The organism is Olivibacter sp. SDN3 (assembly GCF_014334135.1).
In the GTDB taxonomy this organism is placed as follows: domain Bacteria; phylum Bacteroidota; class Bacteroidia; order Sphingobacteriales; family Sphingobacteriaceae; genus Olivibacter.
The window spans coordinates 4,100,492-4,121,616 of sequence record NZ_CP060497.1 but is presented as its reverse complement, the minus strand read 5'-3'; the positions used below and the strand labels follow the sequence as shown (position 1 = coordinate 4,121,616).

At 38.5% G+C, this 21,125-nt stretch carries 14 protein-coding genes and 1 pseudogene; 10 read left to right on the top strand and 5 right to left on the bottom strand.

Going from position 1 to position 21,125, the window contains the following annotated elements:
• Positions 1-21: 21 nt before the first annotated feature.
• Both murQ and H8S90_RS17120 read left to right on the top strand, forming a co-directional pair.
• Complete coding sequence (gene murQ / locus H8S90_RS17125) at positions 22-837, top strand: N-acetylmuramic acid 6-phosphate etherase (RefSeq protein ID WP_187339072.1); 816 nt, start codon at positions 22-24, stop codon at positions 835-837.
• Positions 838-863: 26 nt separating this feature from the next.
• On the top strand, positions 864-2,342 hold the full coding sequence (locus tag H8S90_RS17120; protein ID WP_187339071.1) for a sodium:solute symporter: 1,479 nt from the start codon (positions 864-866) through the stop codon (positions 2,340-2,342).
• 28 nt (positions 2,343-2,370) lie between these two features.
• On the opposite strand, the gene H8S90_RS17115 is transcribed toward H8S90_RS17120, so the two are convergent.
• Positions 2,371-3,573, bottom strand: coding sequence for an acyltransferase family protein (locus tag H8S90_RS17115; protein ID WP_187339070.1), 1,203 nt, complete (start codon positions 3,571-3,573; stop codon positions 2,371-2,373).
• A 476-nt stretch (positions 3,574-4,049) separates the two neighbouring features.
• Between H8S90_RS17115 and H8S90_RS17110 the strand changes: the two genes are divergently transcribed.
• Positions 4,050-4,910: an RNA polymerase sigma factor RpoD/SigA gene (locus H8S90_RS17110; RefSeq protein ID WP_187339069.1), complete on the top strand. Its 861-nt coding sequence runs from the start codon at positions 4,050-4,052 to the stop codon at positions 4,908-4,910.
• Between the two features lie 173 nt (positions 4,911-5,083).
• The gene (locus tag H8S90_RS17105) at positions 5,084-6,532 is read left to right on the top strand and encodes a glyceraldehyde-3-phosphate dehydrogenase (RefSeq protein ID WP_187339068.1); all 1,449 of its coding nucleotides are present in this window, start codon (positions 5,084-5,086) and stop codon (positions 6,530-6,532) included.
• A 65-nt stretch (positions 6,533-6,597) separates the two neighbouring features.
• Here the strand turns inward: H8S90_RS17105 and htpG are convergent, their stop codons facing one another.
• The 3 genes and pseudogenes from htpG to H8S90_RS17090 form a co-directional block, all read right to left on the bottom strand.
• Positions 6,598-8,484, bottom strand: a complete 1,887-nt coding sequence (gene htpG, locus H8S90_RS17100; protein ID WP_187339067.1) for a molecular chaperone HtpG — start codon at positions 8,482-8,484, stop codon at positions 6,598-6,600.
• 348 nt (positions 8,485-8,832) lie between these two features.
• Positions 8,833-10,356, bottom strand: a pseudogene (locus H8S90_RS17095) (IS1182 family transposase); the annotation flags it as partial.
• Positions 10,357-10,493: 137 nt separating this feature from the next.
• Positions 10,494-11,231, bottom strand: a complete 738-nt coding sequence (locus tag H8S90_RS17090) for a DUF6733 family protein (protein WP_187339066.1) — start codon at positions 11,229-11,231, stop codon at positions 10,494-10,496.
• Between the two features lie 745 nt (positions 11,232-11,976).
• Between H8S90_RS17090 and H8S90_RS17085 the strand changes: the two genes are divergently transcribed.
• Genes H8S90_RS17085 through aroC form a run of 4 tightly spaced genes read left to right on the top strand, consistent with a single transcriptional unit; the run spans position 11,977 to position 16,365 of the window.
• Entirely contained in the window at positions 11,977-12,804 is an 828-nt protein-coding gene (locus H8S90_RS17085) for a prephenate dehydratase (RefSeq protein ID WP_187339065.1), read from the top strand.
• A 42-nt stretch (positions 12,805-12,846) separates the two neighbouring features.
• Positions 12,847-13,953, top strand: coding sequence for a chorismate mutase (locus H8S90_RS17080; protein ID WP_187339064.1), 1,107 nt, complete (start codon positions 12,847-12,849; stop codon positions 13,951-13,953).
• Positions 13,954-15,210, top strand: a complete 1,257-nt coding sequence (gene aroA / locus H8S90_RS17075) for a 3-phosphoshikimate 1-carboxyvinyltransferase (RefSeq protein ID WP_187339063.1) — start codon at positions 13,954-13,956, stop codon at positions 15,208-15,210. It begins immediately after the preceding gene.
• A 48-nt stretch (positions 15,211-15,258) separates the two neighbouring features.
• The gene (aroC, locus tag H8S90_RS17070) at positions 15,259-16,365 is read left to right on the top strand and encodes a chorismate synthase (protein WP_187339062.1); all 1,107 of its coding nucleotides are present in this window, start codon (positions 15,259-15,261) and stop codon (positions 16,363-16,365) included.
• Between the two features lie 99 nt (positions 16,366-16,464).
• Here aroC and H8S90_RS17065 read toward each other — a convergent pair whose 3' ends face one another.
• Entirely contained in the window at positions 16,465-18,882 is a 2,418-nt protein-coding gene (locus H8S90_RS17065) for a thiamine pyrophosphate-dependent enzyme (protein ID WP_187339061.1), read from the bottom strand.
• A gap of 317 nt (positions 18,883-19,199) precedes the next feature.
• Here H8S90_RS17065 and H8S90_RS17060 point away from each other — a divergent pair, with 317 nt between their 5' ends.
• Complete coding sequence (locus H8S90_RS17060) at positions 19,200-19,580, top strand: DUF1573 domain-containing protein (RefSeq protein ID WP_187339060.1); 381 nt, start codon at positions 19,200-19,202, stop codon at positions 19,578-19,580.
• Positions 19,581-19,778: 198 nt separating this feature from the next.
• The gene (locus H8S90_RS17055; protein WP_187339059.1) at positions 19,779-20,978 is read left to right on the top strand and encodes a pyridoxal phosphate-dependent aminotransferase; all 1,200 of its coding nucleotides are present in this window, start codon (positions 19,779-19,781) and stop codon (positions 20,976-20,978) included.
• The last annotated feature ends 147 nt before the right edge of the window (positions 20,979-21,125 follow it).

Below are 21,125 nucleotides of genomic sequence, written 5' to 3'. Positions count from 1 at the left end.
GATTGACAGTTAAACAATACGATGGATTATACAACTGAAAAAGAATCAAACTACAATGATTTGGAAAAAATGTCAGTTAAGGAACTACTTACTAACATTAACAGAGAGGATCAAACTGTTCCCGCTATTGTGGAAAAATCCATTCCACAGATTGAAACCGTGGTAAACATTACAGCGGCAAAGATGGAAGAAGGCGGCAGATTATTTTATATAGGTGCCGGAACAAGTGGTAGATTGGGAATATTAGATGCCTCTGAGTGTCCACCGACCTTTGGGGTACCATTTGATTGGATTGTGGGACTCATTGCAGGCGGAGACCATGCTATACGAAAAGCGGTTGAATTTGCGGAGGACGATAAAGAGCAGGCTTGGAAAGACCTTTCAGAACATAGAATCAATAGTAACGACGTAGTATTAGGTATCGCCGCGTCAGGAAGTACGCCGTATGTGATAGGTGGACTGGAGGCTGCAAATAAAGCTGGAATTACAACAGCTTGCTTAGTATGTAATGCTAACACACCAGTGGCAAAAGTAGCCAAGTTTCCTATTGAAGTTATTACCGGTCCTGAATTCGTAACCGGCTCAACCAGAATGAAAGCCGGCACCGCGCAAAAGTTAGTGCTAAATATGCTGAGTACTTCTATTATGATTAAATTAGGAAGGGTAAAAGGCAACAAAATGGTTGATATGCAGTTAACCAACAACAAACTATTTAACAGAGGCGCTAGAATTATTATGCAAGAAACCGGAGTTAATCAAGAGAAAGCGAACCAACTATTGGAAGAATATGGGAGCGTCCGTAAAGCCATCGAGAAAATTCAAGATATAAAAGCCTAACATACATCAGTTAAACAAAGAAAAGAATGGCGCCTCTAACCTTATTTAGCTTTCTATTGATCTATTTTGGCGTATTAGTGATCGTTGCCCACGTCACTTCCAAAAAGTCTGCAGACAATGCCACCTTTTTCATCGCGAATAAAAATTCCAAATGGTATATCGTTGCTTTTGGAATGATCGGTACGGCATTGTCTGGTGTGACTTTCATATCCGTACCTGGAGCAGTTGGAAACGGAAGTTTTGCTTATTTTCAGTTCATATTAGGCAATGCTGTAGGCTTCGTTATTATAGCGCTGGTATTACTCCCCCTTTACTACAAGATGCATCTTGTTTCTATCTACACCTACCTGGAACATCGCTTAGGGTATCTCAGTTACAAAACAGGTGCAATGATTTTTTTGATTTCCAGAACCATCAGCTCTGCCTTTAGGCTTTACTTAGTTGCAATTGTATTGCAACGTTTTATATTTGATGCCTGGAACGTCCCCTTTGCGCTTACCATTATAATCTGTTTGGCCCTTATTTGGCTTTATACGCACAAAGGCGGGTTGAAAACGATTATTATTACCGATCTTTTGCAAACGTTCTTCTTACTATTATCGGTTGTTCTTTCCATATATTTCATAGCAGATAGTTTAGGGTTAAATTTCTTACAGACGATAGAGACCGTAAAGAATAGCAGTTATTCAAAAATTTTCTTCTGGGAGGATTTTATGGGCAGTAAATCTAATTTTTGGAAGCAGTTTTTGGGAGGTGTATTTGTCACCATAGCAATGACCGGGCTTGATCAAGACCTCATGCAAAAGAACTTGAGTATGAAAACAATTGGTGAAGCACAAAAGAACATGTTAACTTTTACTGTTATTTTTGTTTTTATTAACCTTTTCTTTCTTTCCGTCGGAGCTCTTTTATATATTTATGCGGCTAAAAATGGTATAGACTTTGATTCCTTAAGAACTCCCGATCATCTATATCCTGAAATCGCCTTAAATCATCTAGCAATTGTTCCCGGCATTATTTTTATGTTAGGGCTAACTGCCGCTACCTTTGCTACTACCGATTCTGCATTAACGGCTTTGACCACCTCCTTTTGTGTTGATTTCTTAAATTTTAACAAAAAAGTTGATCCGAACGATAAAAAACTTATTCAGACCAGAAATAAAGTTCACTTTACTTTCTCACTCCTCATGCTGGTGATCATCTTGCTATTTCGTGTAATAAATAACGACTCCGTGGTTATAGCTATTTTTGTAGCAGCAGGCTATACTTACGGCCCTCTATTGGGGCTGTTTGCTTTCGGAATGCTTACAAAACGCACTGTACGAGATAAGATTACACCATACATCTGTGTTCTATCACCAATACTTACCTTTGCCATCGACTATTGGCTGCAACATAGTATTGGTTATATTGTTGGATTTGAGCTGATCTTACTGAATGGCTTCTTAACATGGTTGCTACTCATGATTACCAGTAATAAACATGCCCCACATCAAATTTCATAAGAATCTAGTGTCAACGTAACGTCGTTAGTTATACCTTAATGTATATTTTATTTTTATCTAATAAATAACAGATCACCCACAACAGACATAGAAAACATACAGCATAGACAAAAGATCCCACTTCAGGGGGACCAGGGAATTCAGCACAGATATTAGTATAAAACCACCGCAACGGCGTAGTGAATAACTGTTCTCCTGCGTCGTCTACCCCGGCCTTTATTCTAACGAGCGCTAATGTTTTTGGTATTAATGCACTTACCACGAAAATAAAAAGCGGGTTTTTACCAAATACATCGAAAAACCCGGTGAGCCAATTCCTGACTTTTTTAATTTCAATAAACCAAATCATCGTGCTGATAGTAGTTAGTGCTAAACCTCCTGCATATAAGACATAGGAGCTGGTCCATATCTTTTTGTTAACAGGAAAGATTAAGCCCCAAGATAGGCCAGCAAGTGTTAATAATGCTGCTGCTACCATGAATACACTAATCATCCGAAATACCAGATAGGGCTTTTCGACATTACTTGCTGCTACATTTCCCGTATAACGTATATAATTTCCAACCAAATAGCCGATAATCACTTGAACAGTAGCAGGAAATGTACTCATCAAACCTTCCGGTTCAAAAGCAACCCCTTCCCCTTTATACATATGCGCTACTCCCAGCAGTTTCTCATCGATAGCCGTACCGAACCAGCCTTGCAGACTGTATGGATCGGCTCCCCCAAAATAAATACAAGCTATCCAATAAAGTACCAGTATAGCTGTACTAGTGAGTATAATAGCTTTGGGTTTCAGAAAATAAACAATTATTGAGGCCAAACAATAACATAGCGCTATCCGTTGCAAAACACCCAAAATACGAACACCATTTGTAGCGTCTGTTGGATCTACCCACCCTCTGAAAGTAATACTATTCCCAGACCAACCGACAAAAGGCCACCAATTCAGTACCAGGCCTATTAAAAAAATCAAAGCACTACGCTTAAGAACCTTTTGCCAAAATAATCGGTTGCCATGATCCTTCAATTTGGGCATTACAAAAGCCATAGCATTTCCTACCGCGAATAGAAAAAAGGGAAACACCAGATCAGTAGGCGTGCATCCATGCCAAGGCGCATGTTCCAAAGGAGAAAATATAGCATTCCAGCTTCCCGGATTATTTACCAATATCATTAAGGCTACTGTAGCACCTCGAAAAACGTCTAATGAATAGTATCTTTGATTCATAAACTACTTTTAGTGATTACAAAAATTTAAGTTAATCAATAGTTATCATAATTAATACGATTAAGATAAAAAATTAGTCAACAGCAACAATAGGGTACGTATTCGTACATGTGGGTGTAGCGATACATATTTTATAATAATATTGTAAAATTTAACTTGTCAATATAACATGTTTAATAATCGTCTATATATTTCAGAATCAAAAAATGCACTTAAAACAACGTTTATGTAACAAAACAAGCGACTCAACTGGCCTTTTGTCATTAATTCTTCAAAAAGAGTTGCAACGGATAAAATCATATCATAATAATACGACAAAAACCATTGATTGGCTCGTTTTTTGCTATAGAAAGGTAGCAAAAAAAAAGTGGTAAAACCCTAAAAATCAGACAACTTTTTTGCTTCTCAATCGTTATAAGAAAAATAAATTTTGTACTTTTGCACACTTTATAAAGAAAGGGGCATATAAATAATTAATGAGACAGCTCAAGATAACACAGTCAATTACTAACCGTGAATCGCAATCGTTAGATAAGTATTTACACGAGATTGGTAAAGTTGACCTTATTACTGCAGAGGAAGAAGTAATTCTTGCTCAAAAAATCAGAGAAGGCGATCAAGCCGCTTTAGAACGTTTAACTAAAACAAATTTACGTTTCGTTGTATCTGTAGCCAAGCAATACCAAAATCAAGGGTTAACGCTAGGCGACCTTATAAATGAAGGAAATTTAGGTTTGATCAAAGCTGCCAAGCGCTTTGATGAAACAAAAGGTTTTAAGTTTATTTCATACGCTGTATGGTGGATCCGTCAATCTATCTTGCAGGCTATCGCAGAACAATCACGTATTGTACGTTTGCCATTAAACCAAGTTGGCTCTTTAAGTAAAATCAGTAAAGCTTTTTCTCGTTTGGAGCAAGAATATGAGCGCGAACCCTCTCCGGAGGAATTGGCAGATATTCTAGAAACTACTGTAGATAAGATTTCTGATACATTAAGCAATTCAGGTCGTCATGTTTCGATGGACGCACCATTTGTACAAGGTGAAGAAAACACACTACTTGATGTATTAGAGAACCATGATCCGAATACAGACAGTACGTTAATAGATGAATCCTTGTCGGAAGAGATTAAACGTTCATTAGCCACTTTAACGGAGCGGGAAAGGGAAATCATCGTATTGTTCTTCGGCTTAGGTTCCAATCACCCATTATCGTTAGAAGAAATAGGCGAAACTTTCAATCTAACCAGAGAACGCGTACGTCAAATTAAAGACAAGGCACTTCAAAGGTTAAGACATACGTCACGGAGTAAAATCTTAAAGTCTTACCTAGGGTAAGTGCTTAAGATATTCTACTAATGAAATTTCAAAGCAGCTTTTCTCTAAAGCTGCTTTTTTTTGTTTGACCAACAATCGCGTTATTATATGAAATTATCAAATTGATATTTTAAAGCTATATTTAAAGCTATATTTTATAGATTTGTCAAAAATTAACCTTATAACATCACATAATGACAAATAAATACCAATCAGAGTTTAACTCTTGGATCGAGAAAGAAAAACAAGCAATAGAACTTATAGGAATTGTTGGGCAATTATGGTTTGAGAGATCAATTGAACTTGTACTCTTTAGGAGCCCCCTGTTCGATGTCAGCAGTAGTCAAATTCTGGCTACCCATCAATATGCGCGTGAAATAAGCAATAAAGATATTTCGATATACGATACTTTAGATATTGCAAAGGCTATAAAAAACAGTAACATTGCCCCTAGTCGAATCGATGTAGGCAAATTACTTATTCTTTGGGTAGAAAATCATCAAAAATATTCTTCTGTACACGATTTCGTAATCAAAGAACTCGCTAAGCATATTGGAAAAGGTAAGAAAAACTTACGCAAAAGAGATGTTATACTATATGGTTTTGGTAGAATTGGGAGGCTGCTGGCAAGAGAAATAATTACGCAAACGGGAAAAGGAGAACAACTTCGCTTAAGAGCAATTGTTATTAGAGGAAACGATAACGATAGTTTGCAAAAGAGAGCTGATTTACTGGCAGCCGATTCTATTCACAATCGCTTCAAAGGAACTGTCAGCTTAGATACCGAACATAAAACACTAATTATAAACGGACAGCGAATACATCTAATCAGTTCGGAGGAACCAGATAAAATCGACTATACAAAGTATGGAATCACTCATGCTTTGCTTATTGATAATACCGGAGCATATCGTGATAGAGCAAACCTAAGCAGACATTTAAAAGCAAAAGGTGTTGAAAAGATCCTACTCACCGCTCCTGCAAAAGACGATGTCCCAAACGTAGTTTCCGGTATAAACGAACACACAATTAACTTGCAGGATGAGCATATTTTCTCTTGCGCTTCTTGCACGACCAATGCCATCGTGCCTGTTTTGAATCTAGTAGATAATCTATTTCAAATACGTAAAGGACATATCGAAACAGTCCACGCATATACTAACGATCAAAATCTACTGGATAATTATCATAAAAAAGCGCGCAGAGGGAGAGCTGCACCACTAAATATGGTTATAACAGAAACGGGATCTGAAAAAGCGGTGGCCAAAGTTCTTCCTTCACTTGCCGGTAAATTAACGAGTAATGCCGTTAGAGTGCCTGTGCCAAATGTATCATTGGCCATTTTAAACTTAACAACCAATAGGACATTATCGTTAAAAAATATTTCAGAATCGTTAAAGCACGCGGCCTTATTTGGTGATTTTTCCGAACAGATAGACTATTCGATTTCAAAAGAACTAGTAAGCAGCGACGTCATCGGCAATAGTCACGCCGCAATTATTGACGGTCCTGCAACAATAGTTTCAAAAGACAGTAAATCTGTTATTTTATATATATGGTACGATAATGAATACGGTTACAGCAGACAGGTCATTCGGTTTGCAAAGAAGATAGCTGGAGTTGTACGCCTTACTTACTATTAATGTACAACAACAAGGACCCCTAAAACATGAATTGGGGTCCTCTATTAACGTTCGGCTTCTCTTTTTTAATTTATTAAGCTAACACTTCTTTTTACAAAACTAGTAAGTTCAGATCCTGTCAGCAAGCCTCTCGATAACAGCGCTAAATCAAAAGCTTGCTTTGCCAAATTCTCCTTTTCTCCATCGTCAGCAGATGATAAGATACGTCTAATAAGTGGGTGATTGCCATTGACAGATACTTTATAACTATCCGGGAGATTACCGTAAAATCCCATTCCTCCACCATTTTGGGCCATGTCTTTCATTCTGCGCATAAACTCGTCCATAGTTACGGTTACCGGCATTTCCTCACTTCCAAGTGCCTCAATTTCTACCTGCATATTCTCTTTACCAATCGCTTTCTCAAATAGCGACTTAACAGTACCACTTTCCTCTTCGCTTAGATCCAATGCTTTATCGTCATCCTTTTGAATAAGCTTATCAATCACATCGGAGTCTACACGTTTAAGTTGCGTCTTCTCTAGCTTTTGCTCCAAATAATTAACAAAATGACTATCAATTGGAGAATCTAATAGCAATACATCGTAGCCTTTATCTTTCGCTGCTGTGACGAAACTATCTTGCGTTGCAAGATCATTGGAATAAAGGTAAATGATATTATCATTTTTATCTTTCTGGATATCCTTCACCTTTTCAGCATATTCTTTTAAAGTGAAGAACTCCTTGTCAACATTCTGAAGTAAAGCAAAATCATTTGCTTTTTCTGCAAACTTATCCTCACTTACCATACCATACTTAACAAATAGACCGATATCTTTCCATTTGTCCTCGAATGATTTACGTTCAGTTTTAAACAATTCATTCAGTTTATCTGCTACCTTTTTAGTGATGTAATTACTGATGCGTTTCACGTTGCTATCGGCTTGCAGGAAGCTTCTTGATACGTTCAACGGAATATCAGGTGAATCTATAACCCCATGTAACAACATCAAAAACTCAGGAACGATGTCCTTTACCTCATCCGTAATAAACACCTGCCGAGAGAATAATTTGATCTTATTACGTTGAAGGTCAAAATCATTCTTGATTTTTGGAAAGTACAGTATTCCTGTTAGATTAAAGGGATAGTCTACATTTAAATGAATCCAAAATAATGGTTCGTCAGAAAACGGATACAATTCCCGGTAGAAGGCCAAATAATCCTCATCCTTAAGTTCGGATGGAGCCTTAGTCCACGCGGGGTTAGTGTTATTGATGATATTATCTACTTCGATAGACTTATATTTAGGCTTACCTTCCGCATCCTCACCGTCCGGCTCTGATTGTGTTTTTTTTCCAAATTTTATTGGAACAGGTAGGAACCGACAATATTTGGCCAAAATTTCGTCAAGCTTGGACTTATTAAGAAATTCTTCTGACTCCTTGTTGATGTACAAAATGACATCGGTCCCTCTTTCAGCTTTTTTCCCTGTCGAAATTTCATAAGAAGTACTACCATCACATACCCATTGAGCGGGCTCAGCGTCGGTTTGATAAGAAAGTGTTTGAATTTCTACCTTATCTGCCACCATAAATGCCGAGTAAAAACCTAAACCGAACCTACCGATGATTTCATTAGCATCTTTAGCTTCCTTAAATTTCTCCATAAATTCGGTAGCACCGGAAAACGCGATTTGATTTATATATTTTTTAATCTCGTCAGCTGTCATTCCAATCCCCTTATCAGAAATCGTAATAGTTTTCGCCACTTCATCTAATGAAATCTCTATCGTGGCGTCTCCAACTTCTCCCCGATAATTTCCCAATGACGCTAATCTTTTTAGCTTTTGAGTTGCATCAACGGCGTTCGAAACTAATTCGCGTAAAAATATTTCATTATCTGAATATAAAAATTTCTTGATAACCGGAAAAATATTCTCGGTATGAATAGATATGTTTCCTTTCTCTTGCATAATAATTCTATTGTTTTTCAAATGATTTACAAGATATGTTCCATTTTATACAAAAGACATCCTGACACGCCAATTTGACACAAAATAAAAAAAGACAAAAAAGAATGTCATTCTCTCACCGTCAGTAAGTTTAGTTTTCAAATCTTTTAAGGATTTTTTATACTAAAAAAGAAGGCGTCTAAAAAGGGCGCCTTCTTTCTTTTTGTATCTACCTGTAGAGTCTATCGGTTTTAGGATGTTACTCTATGCGACCAATGGTTGATAGCAGTAGTTTATCCATTTGGGGTCATAAATAAGGGGATTATTGTATTTAGGTTCGTTGTTTGGGCCTGACGAAGTTGTTTTCAGGAGCTTTTTCGACCATTTTCTCAGGTTATGCCCTATACACATCAGGGCGAACTCAATATCGACCTTTTCAAGCCCCCTCATGGTTAACCTGTTGAATCTGTTGTTGCTTTTCATCTGTCCGAAGACCGCCTCCACTTCTATGGGGCGTTTACTCCGGTGGTACTTTCCTGTTTCCGATGTTAGACGTTCGCGTGCCCTGGTCTTCAGTTCGTTCAACCGGTGGTTGACTTCGATGATCCTGTTTCCCTGCGCTTTATGGCACTGCCCCCGAAGCGGGCAGCCTTCACAGCGTTCGGCCCTGTAATAGCTCACCCGGGAACTATATCCATTGGTGCTTTTGCGTATTCCCTTACCGGCAAACTCCATCTTCTGTCCCATCGGGCACACATAGAAGTCCTGCTCTTTATGATAATACAGGTTCTGTAATAGAAAAGGATTGTTCCTCTGGTTGCGTTTCTGCTCTTTGTGGAAGTAATTATATTTCACGTAACCTTCTATGTTCTTTGATTCCAGCATTTCATAGTTCTCTTCACTTCCGTAACCGGCATCGGCCACCACCACATCGCTCTGCCTGTTATATTGATCTTCGAAGCTATCAAGATGGTCTTCCAATGTGGTGGTATCGGTGCTTGTCTGGTGGATACTGTAGTGGGTGATGAACTGTTCTTCCGTACTGATCTGCGTGTTGTAGGCCGGTTTGAGCTGCCCGTTCTGCATGTGGTCATCTTTCAGCCGCATGAAGGTGGCATCTTCATCGGTTTTGCTGTAACTGTTCCTTTCCCCCAGTGTAGCCAATTGCTTTTCGTACTTTTCCAGCCTTGGAAGATGTTCTTCCCGCAGCTTTTTAAGCTGTTTTTGGGTAGGTTTTGCTGTTGCTTTGAGCTTTTCGTTCAGTAAAGAAAGTCTGTCCCTGAGCTCATTGCTCTTAATAGGTTTGGGTGTTTCATCCCTGCCCAGTTCCGATTGGTCCTGTTTTATCTGTGATTCAATGTCCGAGAGGACCGACTGTATTTTATTTTCCAGTTTTGCTTTGTTCTTTTCCACCGAACCTTTCCATACAAAAGTGTAACGGCCTGCCGCCGATTCAATCTTTGTACCGTCTATGTACTGGACCTTTAGGCTTACATAGCCCAGTTCGGCAAGCAAACGGACAACATCGGCAAAAAGGGAATGGATATGCCCTTTAAGTCTTTTGCCACGGAAGTGGTTGATCGTTCGGTAATCCGGTGCACTGTGGCCCGAAAGCCACATGAAATAGATATTCTCCTGTAAGGCCTTTTCTATCCTGCGGCACGAATAGATGTTGCCCAGATAGGCATAGAACAGCACTTTGATCATCATACGCGGATGGAAACTGCTCGTGCCGCCACCTTTGTACTGTCCTATGATGTGGTCGATGTTCAGTCTGTCAACCACTGCATTTACCAGACGTACCGGGTGGTTCTCTGGGATCTTTGCAAAAATATCTTCCGGAAACAGGCTCGGACTGTTGGACGGTAATGCTTTGAATAGTATGTTTGCCATATTGTTTGGGTGCACCTAAAAATAACTGTTTTTTAGGACAAAAAATAAAAATCCCCGACACTTTTTCAGTATCGGGGATCTTCTATTAATAGGGCTTTTTAGACAGCTCCGTTTTCTAAACTAACAAAATAATATAATTAAAAACTAAAACCAGTACTCACTTTAAAGAAAGAGTCGTTACCACTTACTAGATCGCCTCCAGCTGATAAACGTGCAAAAATGCTATGTTTTGGTGAAGAAAACTGAATATATGGACCCAACCATTGGTATACACTTGTAGATTCTTCCACGTTTGATCCACCAGAATTGATTAATTCCTCGAAATGTGCACCAAAAGAGAATTTGGGACTAACTTTATACCCTAAATTTGCCCAGTAGTGAATATAAGACAAGGTAGTTCCTCCTTCTGGTGCTTTGTTACGCAATGGTGCATAGTATCCAAAATATCCTTCACCTTCCACATATTGTTTATCCAGTGAAAGAATAAGATTAGGAACAATACCGTCACCAAATATAGCTGGCCCTTCTACTCCACTGGATAATAAATTACCTCCAGTTACACCAATATTTGGATTTATACCAAAGCCATCAGCAACGGTAAAATTTGCACCAATACCAAACTCTGTCCAATTACCCCATCCTCCACCAGTACCGCCAGACCATAGTATGCCGTAAAAGGTTAAATCTGTACTTGGACTTACAGCATATGCACCAGAGAAAGAGGGAGCAAAGCCGAAAAACTGATCAGAATTCAACGCAACGGTGAAACTGAACCTATCGTCATCTTCTTGCCCTTGCACAGTTGTAGAAATAAGTGCAAGAAACAAACACGATAATACTGCAATGTTTTTGGATAAAGTTGTCATTTTTTTCATAAATTTAATAAAAATAAATAAATCAATAATAATAGTTAAAAAAATAAAAATATAGTTAATAATAAAGCCAAAAAAATTCTCATACCGACATCCTCCCTCAAAAGCAAATCAGCTGTTGTCTCAATGAAATTCTAATTGCAAAAAAAATAATAGAACTGGCGATTCATACACAGGCACATCACCCAATATAAAAACAATTAATCATCATAATATAAGCTAAAAAACACAAAAACACGATAAAAAAATACATATAACACAAATTACACAGCAAATAAAAACCATTTTTATTAAAAAAACAAGTATTTTATATATTTTTAATAAAAAAAACCAAAAAATATTAACAAACAATAACAAAAAATACTGTTTTAATATTACAATAATCAAAATTGTTCACTTTTAACACGATTCATACATAAAATATAAAATAAACTGATTATTAAATCGATAAAAAACCACAAAAGATAAAAAAACACGTAAACAAACAATCAAACCAAACACCATACTTTTATACGATCATTTTTCTCGTGGAGTTTTTTTTATATTTTTTCTAATATTTCTCTTGTTTCTTAATAATTGTTATATATATTTGCGGAAACAAAAAGGAATAATGAAATACACTACAGCATATTGGTTCTTTGGCTACTTTTACTTTAGCAGTAAAAGCCGGGATTAATATGCATATATAAAACATTAATGTATAAAAAAGTCCCGGTAAACAGCCGGGACTTTTTTTTTGAACAATAAAATGAGTAAAATTAAAGTAGCTATTCAAGGGACACGTGCTTCTTTTCACGAAGAAGCAGCATTTAAATATTTCGGACATAACATAGAAACAATCGAGTGTGAAACATTTAAACACACTTGTGAGGCGCTTAAGAAACAGGAAGCCGACTATGTAGTAATGGCCATAGAAAATTCTATTGCTGGCAGTCTTTTGCCAAATTATTCACTCCTCCATGATTATCATTTTCCGATCATAGGAGAAGTTTACCTTAGCATTCAACTACACCTGCTCGCTTTTCCGGGAGTAAAAATGAGTCAAATACGAAATGTCGAGTCTCACCCCATCGCTTTACGACAGTGTGCTGACTACCTTGAAGAACATCCGTTATTAAAAATAACTGAGGGAATGGATACTGCATCCTGCGCGAAAAAAATAGCTGATAACAAGTTAACCGATACTGCTGCAGTTGCCAATGCATTAGCTGCAAAACTGTATAATTTGGAAGTTTTAGAAAGAAGGATAGAAACCAACAAGAAAAATTATACGCGCTTCCTAATTTTATCAAACGAAAAAAGTGAGAATCCAAAAGCCAATAAGGCAACACTGTTGTTTCAAACAGACAACAGCATTGGCTCGCTAGCTAGAGTACTCACGTTCTTCTCAGAAGAACAGATAAATATGAGTAAAATCCAATCAATGCCCGTATTAGGGAAAAAAAATGAATATGACTTCTATGTAGACATTGAGTGGAAGAAACAGAATAACTATGATGCTGCCATAAGAAAAACACTCAAGCATACTATAAATTTCAATATACTCGGTGAGTACGTGAAGAATGATAAAGTTTAAGCAAAGAATAATAAAAACGGAAAATCAATAAACAGTAACAAAATGAAACTAAATTTAGACATCGTGCCTTTAAGCTCTTGGTCAGCAACAGGCAAAGAACCATTGGTAATCTCCGGACCATGTAGTGCGGAGACCGAAGAACAATTAGTGGCAACAGCACATCTGCTAGCCGCTACAGGTAAAGTATCGGTGCTTCGTGCGGGCATTTGGAAACCTCGCACGCGTCCAGGTGAATTTGAAGGGATTGGAAGTATTGGTTTGGAATGGCTAAAACGGGCAAAAGAAGAAACAGGATTGCCAACGGCAACTGAGGTCGCTACTGCGAAACATGTAGAAGAAGCTTTGGCAGCAGGCGTAGATATTTTGTGGGTGGGTGCACGATCAACAGCTAATCCATTTACTGTGCAGGAGATAGCCGATGCACTGAAAGGCGTAGATGTTCCTGTTTTAGTGAAAAACCCTGTAAATCCCGATCTATCTCTGTGGATAGGAGCACTAGAAAGAATCAACAGGGCAGGTATTAAAAAATTAGGTGCAATCCACCGAGGCTTCTCTTCTTATGAAAAGACTGCTTTTCGTAACGAACCTATGTGGGATCTTGCTATTCAGTTAAAAACTGTTGCTCCTGAACTCCCTATTATTAACGATCCCAGTCATATCTGTGGAACCCGCGAACTGATACCATACGTTGCGCAAAAAGCTGTGGATCTGGACATGCAAGGTTTTATTATTGAATCACATATTGATCCTTCTGTAGCATGGACCGATGCTAAACAACAAGTTACTCCTGCTTCTTTAGCGGAGATATTGAACAACCTTTCACTGAGAAAGGCAGAATCAAACAATCCGGTATTTGAAGATAAACTCGCAGAGCTTCGTAAAGAAATAGACGGGTTAGACGACCAAATAATAAAAAAGGTTGCTGATCGGATGAAAGTAGTTGAAAAGATCGGTGAGTACAAACGAGATAATAATGTAACTATCCTTCAGGTAAACCGATGGGAGGAGATTATTGAAAAACGAAGCAATTTTGCAAAAGCTTTGAACTTAGAAAAGGACTTTACCGTAAAATTGTTGGAACTCATTCACGGAGAGTCAATTCGTAAGCAAAATCAAATCATGAATGCCAAACCAGCTGTGGAGGCTTAAATGAATACGGAAAAATTGCAACTAACCCACCCAGGAGGGATAATAAAAGGAACGGTGCAGCTAACCGGGTCTAAAAGCGAAAGCAACCGCGCGCTCATTTTAAGCGCATTGACTAATGGTAAAGTCCGTATTAACAATTTGTCAAATGCGGACGACACCATCACCCTAAGCAAGGCAATAAAAGTAGCTAAAGACAAAAAGGATCCAGTCACAACGATAGATATAGGGCCTGCTGGAACGGCAATGCGTTTCTTGACAGCCTATCTATCCTTTGTAGATGGGGAGTTTATACTTACAGGGTCTGATCGGATGAAGCAACGACCTTTAGGCGTTCTGGTCGATGCATTACGGACAATAGGCGCGACTATTCAATATGTAGAACAAGAAGGTTATCCGCCACTCCAAATATCTGGGAATATTCTCCAAACGGAAGAGCAGGTTAATATTAAGGGGGATGTAAGCAGCCAGTACCTGTCAGCTCTTTTATTAATCGCTCCTTTCCTTCCTCATGGCTTAAGCATTCATATTACTAGCGACTTGACTTCAAGGCCCTATGTAGAAATGACCTTAAGTATGTTGGAGGAAACCGGCATAAAATATAAGTGGCATAAAAACATAATCGCTATTGAACCACAAAAGGTAATGGAATCAGTTCTTACTATCGAACCCGATTGGAGCGCCGCCTCATATTGGTATACTATTATAGCTCTTTCGCCCATTGATAGTTCAATATTCCTTCCACACCTTAAAAAAAACAGTTTACAAGGCGATAGTGCGATCCAGGAGATTATGACCAACTTCGGCGTAGTTTCTACCTTTGATCAAAACGGGTTAAAGATTGAAAAAACGGCTACGCCTAATGAGCGTTTAAACATATTCGATTTTAAGGAATGCCCAGATTTAGCCCAGACGGTGATTGTTTGTTGTGCAGCCTTGGGGTATAATGCTAGTTTTACTGGTCTTGAGACCTTAAAAATTAAAGAAACAGACCGTATTAAAGCGTTACAAAATGAGTTGGCCAAATTTCGAGTTACGCTTTTAGAAGAAGGTAATGTTTATCACTTAAATACTGATGATAAGATTGCGCCACAAAATATCGTCATTGATACATATGAAGATCATAGAATGGCCATGGCTTTCGCTCCTTTAGCAATGGTATTCGATAAATTGACCGTTAATGACCCGGCAGTGGTCGGAAAATCATACCCTGCATTTTGGGAACACCTGAAACAAATTGGTTTCACGGTCGATTCTTAAGTAGAATCGAGAAAGGGCTTTTATTATTTAGTAAATTATAAAAAAGAAATGGCAGGAAATTCATTTGGACAAACTTTCCGGATTACAACTTTTGGCGAATCTCACGGAAAAGCCATTGGTGTAATTATTGACGGATGTCCACCAAATATCGATATTGACATCGATTTTATTCAATCTGAGCTTGATAAGCGCAAACCTGGGCAATCAAAAATAACCACACAACGTAGAGAAAGCGATACTGTGCAAATCCTCTCCGGGGTATTCGAGGGAAAAACAACTGGTACGCCACTGGCGATGCTTATTCCAAATGAAGATCAGCGGTCTAAAGACTACTCCCATATACAAGATAAGTATAGACCCTCTCATGCCGACTATACCTATCAAGTGAAATATGGTATTCGGGATTATCGAGGGGGGGGGCGCTCATCTGCGAGAGAAACTGCCGCTCGAGTAGCCGCTGGTGCTATAGCAAAAAGTTATTTAAAAAAACTTGGCATCGAATTGTTTGCTCATGTATCAGCTGTAGGTAACATCCAAGCGCCAAATTTAGGAGAAGCTCCTATTGAACAATTATTAGCTATCAGAGAAAAAAACATTGTACGTTGTGCAGACCCTGCCACCGCAAACCAGATGATTGCTTTTATTGAGTCTATCAGAAAAGAGGGAGACACCGTAGGCGGAATCGTTAGCGCCATCATTAAGGGAATACCTGTTGGTTTGGGAGAACCGGTATTTGATCGATTGCATGCTGATCTAGGAAAAGCCATGCTAAGCATTAATGCAGTACACGGCTTTGAATATGGATCCGGGTTTTCAGGGGCAAAAATGCGTGGATCTGAACATAACGACATTTTTGTAAGTGAAGATAAAGACGATAAAACCATCAAAACACGTACAAATTTTTCAGGGGGTATACAAGGCGGTATTTCTAATGGTATGGATATTAATTTCCGCGTAGCTTTTAAACCTGTAGCTACTATTATGAGAGCACAAAGCACTGTCGATATTAAAGGTCAAGAAACCCAAATAGCAGGTAAAGGTCGTCATGATCCCTGTGTAGTCCCAAGGGCCGTAGCAATTGTCGAGGCAATGGCAGCCTTAGTTATTACAGACCACTATCTCCGGAATTTAAGTGTTAGTCGCGAATCAAAATAACCAATTTGCAATTATTCCAATCATGTAAGAAGCGCATTTTTCCTATATAGGCTAAGCATTATTTTACAAATTGCTTAGCCTCTTCTATAATTTTTTATGTCAGTATAATGCTGGAAATTTTATCGGGTTAAACTCGTGCATCATTTTATAAGTGATTTCGATAATATCATCAACCGAAGGTTTAGTGAAATAATCACCATCGGAGCCGTAAGGTGGTCGGTGGGCCTTTGCTGATAACGTCTTTGGTTGACCATCTAAGCTAAAATATCCTCCTTGCTCCTCTAATATATGCTGAAGAATAAACGCTGATGCTCCACCAGGAACATCTTCATCTACAACCAACAATTTATTCGTTTTATTCAGAGATGCCGCACAGATATGTCCCTCATCGAAAGGCTGTAACGTTTGAGCGTCAATAATCTCAATAAAAACACCGAGTTGTTCCAGCTCCAGCGCCGCCTCTTGTACTAACCTTAATGTGGAACCATAAGAAACCACCGTAATATCGCTCCCTTCCCTCAATATTTCGGCTTTACCTAATGACACTGTAAATTCTCCCACATTAGAAGGCATGCGTTCCTTTAAACGGTAACCATTTAAGCATTCAATTATCAAAGCCGGCTCATCAGATCTTATAAGGGTGTTATACATTCCTGCCGCTTGCGTCATATTTCGCGGAACACAGATGTGCATTCCACGCAAGGAACCAAGAATCATAGCCATAGGAGAACCAGAATGCCAGATACCTTCTAAACGATGCCCTCTAGTTCTCACAATTAATGGTGCTTTCTGCCCTCCTTTTGTTCGGTAACTCAAGCATGCCAAGTCGTCACTCAAAACTGTTAATCCATACAAAAGGTAATCCAAATACTGAATTTCGGCAATGGGCTTTAATCCTCTCAAAGCCATTCCGACGCCTTGGCCAATGATAGCAGATTCTCGAATACCGGTATCAAAAATCCTGTGTTCACCAAATTTAGCCTGTAATCCCGCAAAACCTTGGTTTACATCTCCAATAGCGCCTACATCTTCTCCAAACGCCAACAGCCTTGGCTCACGCTCAAAATTAGCGGAGAAACACGCATTTAAGACCTCTCGCCCATCAACTAACCTTGCGTCACTATCATAGTGAACGGGCACTTCTTTAACCAATGAAGGAGATTCCGCGGAATTTGTAAACAACATTGAGTTATATCGTTCATAGTTGATTACCTTTTTTGCTTTATACCATTGTAGAAGAAGGCTTTTCTCATCGCTAAGATAAAATCTTAATTTTCGAACTCCTTTACGGACAATACTATATATATTCTTTAAACTCGGCTCCTTAATAGTTTCTAATTCTGTAGCCAACTTTTTTGCATCGTCATGATCAATTGCACGAAGTAATTCTACAGCTTCTTTACTCTCCCTATTAAAGGCCTCAACGTAATCACGCCAAGCTCTTTTCTGCTCCCCTTTTACAAAAACCTTTGCTTTAGCTTCTATTGCAAGTAACTGATCTTCGTCAGCAATAGCGGACTCTAATATCCACTTACGCATTTGAACAACACAATCATATTCTGCTTCCCAAGCTAAACGTTCTTTTGATTTATACCGCTCATGTGAGCCGGAAGTAGAATGTCCCTGCGGCTGCGTCATTTCTGTGACATGAATGAATACAGGAACATGCTCTTCTCTACATACTTGTATAGCTTGCTCATATGTTTCGCAAAGACCAGGATAATCCCATCCCCTAACTTTGAAAATTTCGTAACCATCCCCCTTTTCATCCCGTTGAAAACCGCGCAACACCTCTGATATATCTTCCTTCGTCGTTTGGTATTTAGAAGGTACCGAAATTCCGTAACCATCATCCCAAACAGAAATTGCCATCGGCACTTGTAATACACCAGCTGCATTAAAAGCTTCAAAAAAAACCCCTTCCGAGGTAGAAGCATTACCTATGGTACCAAAAGCTACTTCATTACCTTTATTAGAAAAGTGTGTTAAATAATCCAGATCGCTATTTTTACGATAGACTTTTGATGCCTGTGCAAGTCCTAACAAACGTGGAATTTGCCCACCTGTAGTCGAAATATCTGCAGATGAATTTTTTAGTTCCATTTGATTTACCCAACTTCCATCATCATTCAATTCCCTAGTGGCAAAGTGTCCGTTCATCATTCTTCCACCAGATGCGGGTTCGGCTTCAATATCCGGATGGGCATACATCTGAGAGAAAAATTCATATACATTAGAAATGCCCGTTGCAAAAGCAAATGTCTGGTCTCTATAATAGCCAGATCTCCAATCCCCCTTCCTAAACACTTTCGCCATTGCTATCTGAGCCACTTCTTTCCCATCACCGAATATTCCAAATTTAGCCTTACCTGTTAGTGCTTCCTTTCTACCTATTACACTAGCCTCCCTACTCTCGCGTACAATGCGATAATCGTTCAGCACCATCGCCTTAAAATCATCAAAACTCAACTTAGATGCATCAATGGGATCGGTATGTTTCAAGTTAGTATCAGACATGTGACAGTATTAAGCTTAAAATCCAAAAGTAATAAAAAATTATATAAAATTCTGCATTGGCCATTGCAACCGTAAAGCTATTTCAAAATAGGAAGCAAACAACAAACAAAATTTTCCCGCACCTACCTTTCTCATCTTTACCCCTAATTAATTGTCAGTCAGAAAAAAACATCATGATAACGCGATATGAAATTACTACACCTTTAATGGAAACAAATAAATTACCGATATATTGGCATTATAATTGCCTTTTATTGGTAACTTTGTGCCAGTTTAGGTATTGAATGCCATAACATACATTAAATTGACAGTTAACAATGAGAAAAGTATTATCGATTTTTGCGCTACTAGTTGCTTTTGCAACGTTCACAGCCCTAAAAGCAGATGGAAATGCTGAATTTAAATTTGAAAAAGAAACGTACGATTTTGGAAAAATTCCGCAAGGCAAACCAGTTTCCTATGAATTTAAATTTACGAATGTTGGTACAGAGCCATTGATCATCTCTAAAGTAGAATCATCTTGTGGATGCACCGTACCAAAATACACAAATGCTCCGGTAAAACCGGGTGAGGCCGGCTCGATAAACGTCACATTTAATGCTGCTCAGGCTGCACCATTTAGCAAATCTGTAACGATACGCTCAAATGCGAAAACACCTCTTAAATCACTATACATCAAAGGAGAAGTTGTGAAATAATATTTTTACTATAATTTGAACAAAAAGGTCATCTGGTATATGGCCTTTTTTTGCTGTGTGCTCTTTGATCTTCCGCTATAACTTTTAACACTCTAGCATGTTAAAACGTCGGATTGTCACCAAAAAAATGCTATTTCTTATAGAATTGCATATCAAATCAAGTTTATCTAAGTTTGTAGCCAAATTCAATAATTTTATATGCCAAGCATTTCAATTAAAGGCAAGCGAATGCCTGCCTCCCCAATCAGAAAACTAGCTCATTACGCCGAGCAGGCAAAAAAAGATGGAAAAAAAGTATTTCATCTAAATATTGGTCAACCAGATATCGCCACGCCCGAAATTATGTTAGATGCTGTAAGAAACATCGACTTTAAAGTATGGGCTTATACTCCGTCCGAAGGTACTCCAAGCTATCGGGAAAAGCTCGCCACCTATTATAATAATATAGATTATAATATCATCCCTTCAAACATAATAGTTACCAATGGCGGGTCCGAAGCAATAACAATTGCCATGCAGACTTGTCTCAATCCAGGGGATGAAATTATAATACCCGAGCCCTTCTACGCCAATTACAACGGTTTTGCCTGCATGGCCGATATTAAAATAAAACCTATATTATCTACTATTAACGATGGTTTTGCCTTACCGAAAATTGACGCCTTCGAAACATTAATCAATGCTAAAACTAAAGCGATAGCCATATGCAATCCAAATAATCCTACGGGTTACCTTTACTCCCGGCAAGAAATGGAAGCGTTAAAGGAGCTTTGTTTAAAGCATGATCTCTATTTATTTTCCGACGAGGCATATCGGGAATTCTGCTACGATGGTAACAAGTTTATATCGCCGATGCATTTAGACGGAATAGACGAAAATGTCATAGTATTCGACACGGTATCTAAAAGATATAGTGCGTGCGGTGCACGATTAGGTTGTTTAATAACCAAAAATGAAAGAATTTTGGAAGCTTCTCTTAAATTTGCTCAAGCCAGATTAAGCCCACCAGCTATTGCACAGATTGCAGCAGAAGCTGCTATTGATACACCTAAACGCTATTTCAACAACGTTATTACAGAATATTCAAAAAGGCGTGATTTACTGGTTGCAGGATTAAACAACATCCCAGGCGTAAATTGCCCCACACCAAGAGGAGCATTTTACGTTGTGGCGAAACTACCAATCGATGATGCCGATAATTTTTGCCAATGGATGTTGGAAGCGTTCGCTTACGAAAACAAAACGGTCATGATGGCCCCTGCGACTGGTTTTTACAGTACAAGTGGTGAAGGCCTGGATCAGGTGAGACTGGCCTATGTATTGTGTCAGGAAGATCTAAAACAAGCTTTGATATGTATTCAAAAGGGATTGGAAACATATCCAGGTAGAACAAGCTAATATATAAAGCTGCATTTTTCCTATAAAAAGCCAGTATCTATCGGACTCGATAGATTTTGGCTTTTTAAACAGCAATGTAAACCGCTAACCCAATGAGATGACACATGCCCGACTTTTTAATGAAGCCTTTCATTTACTACCGGAGTA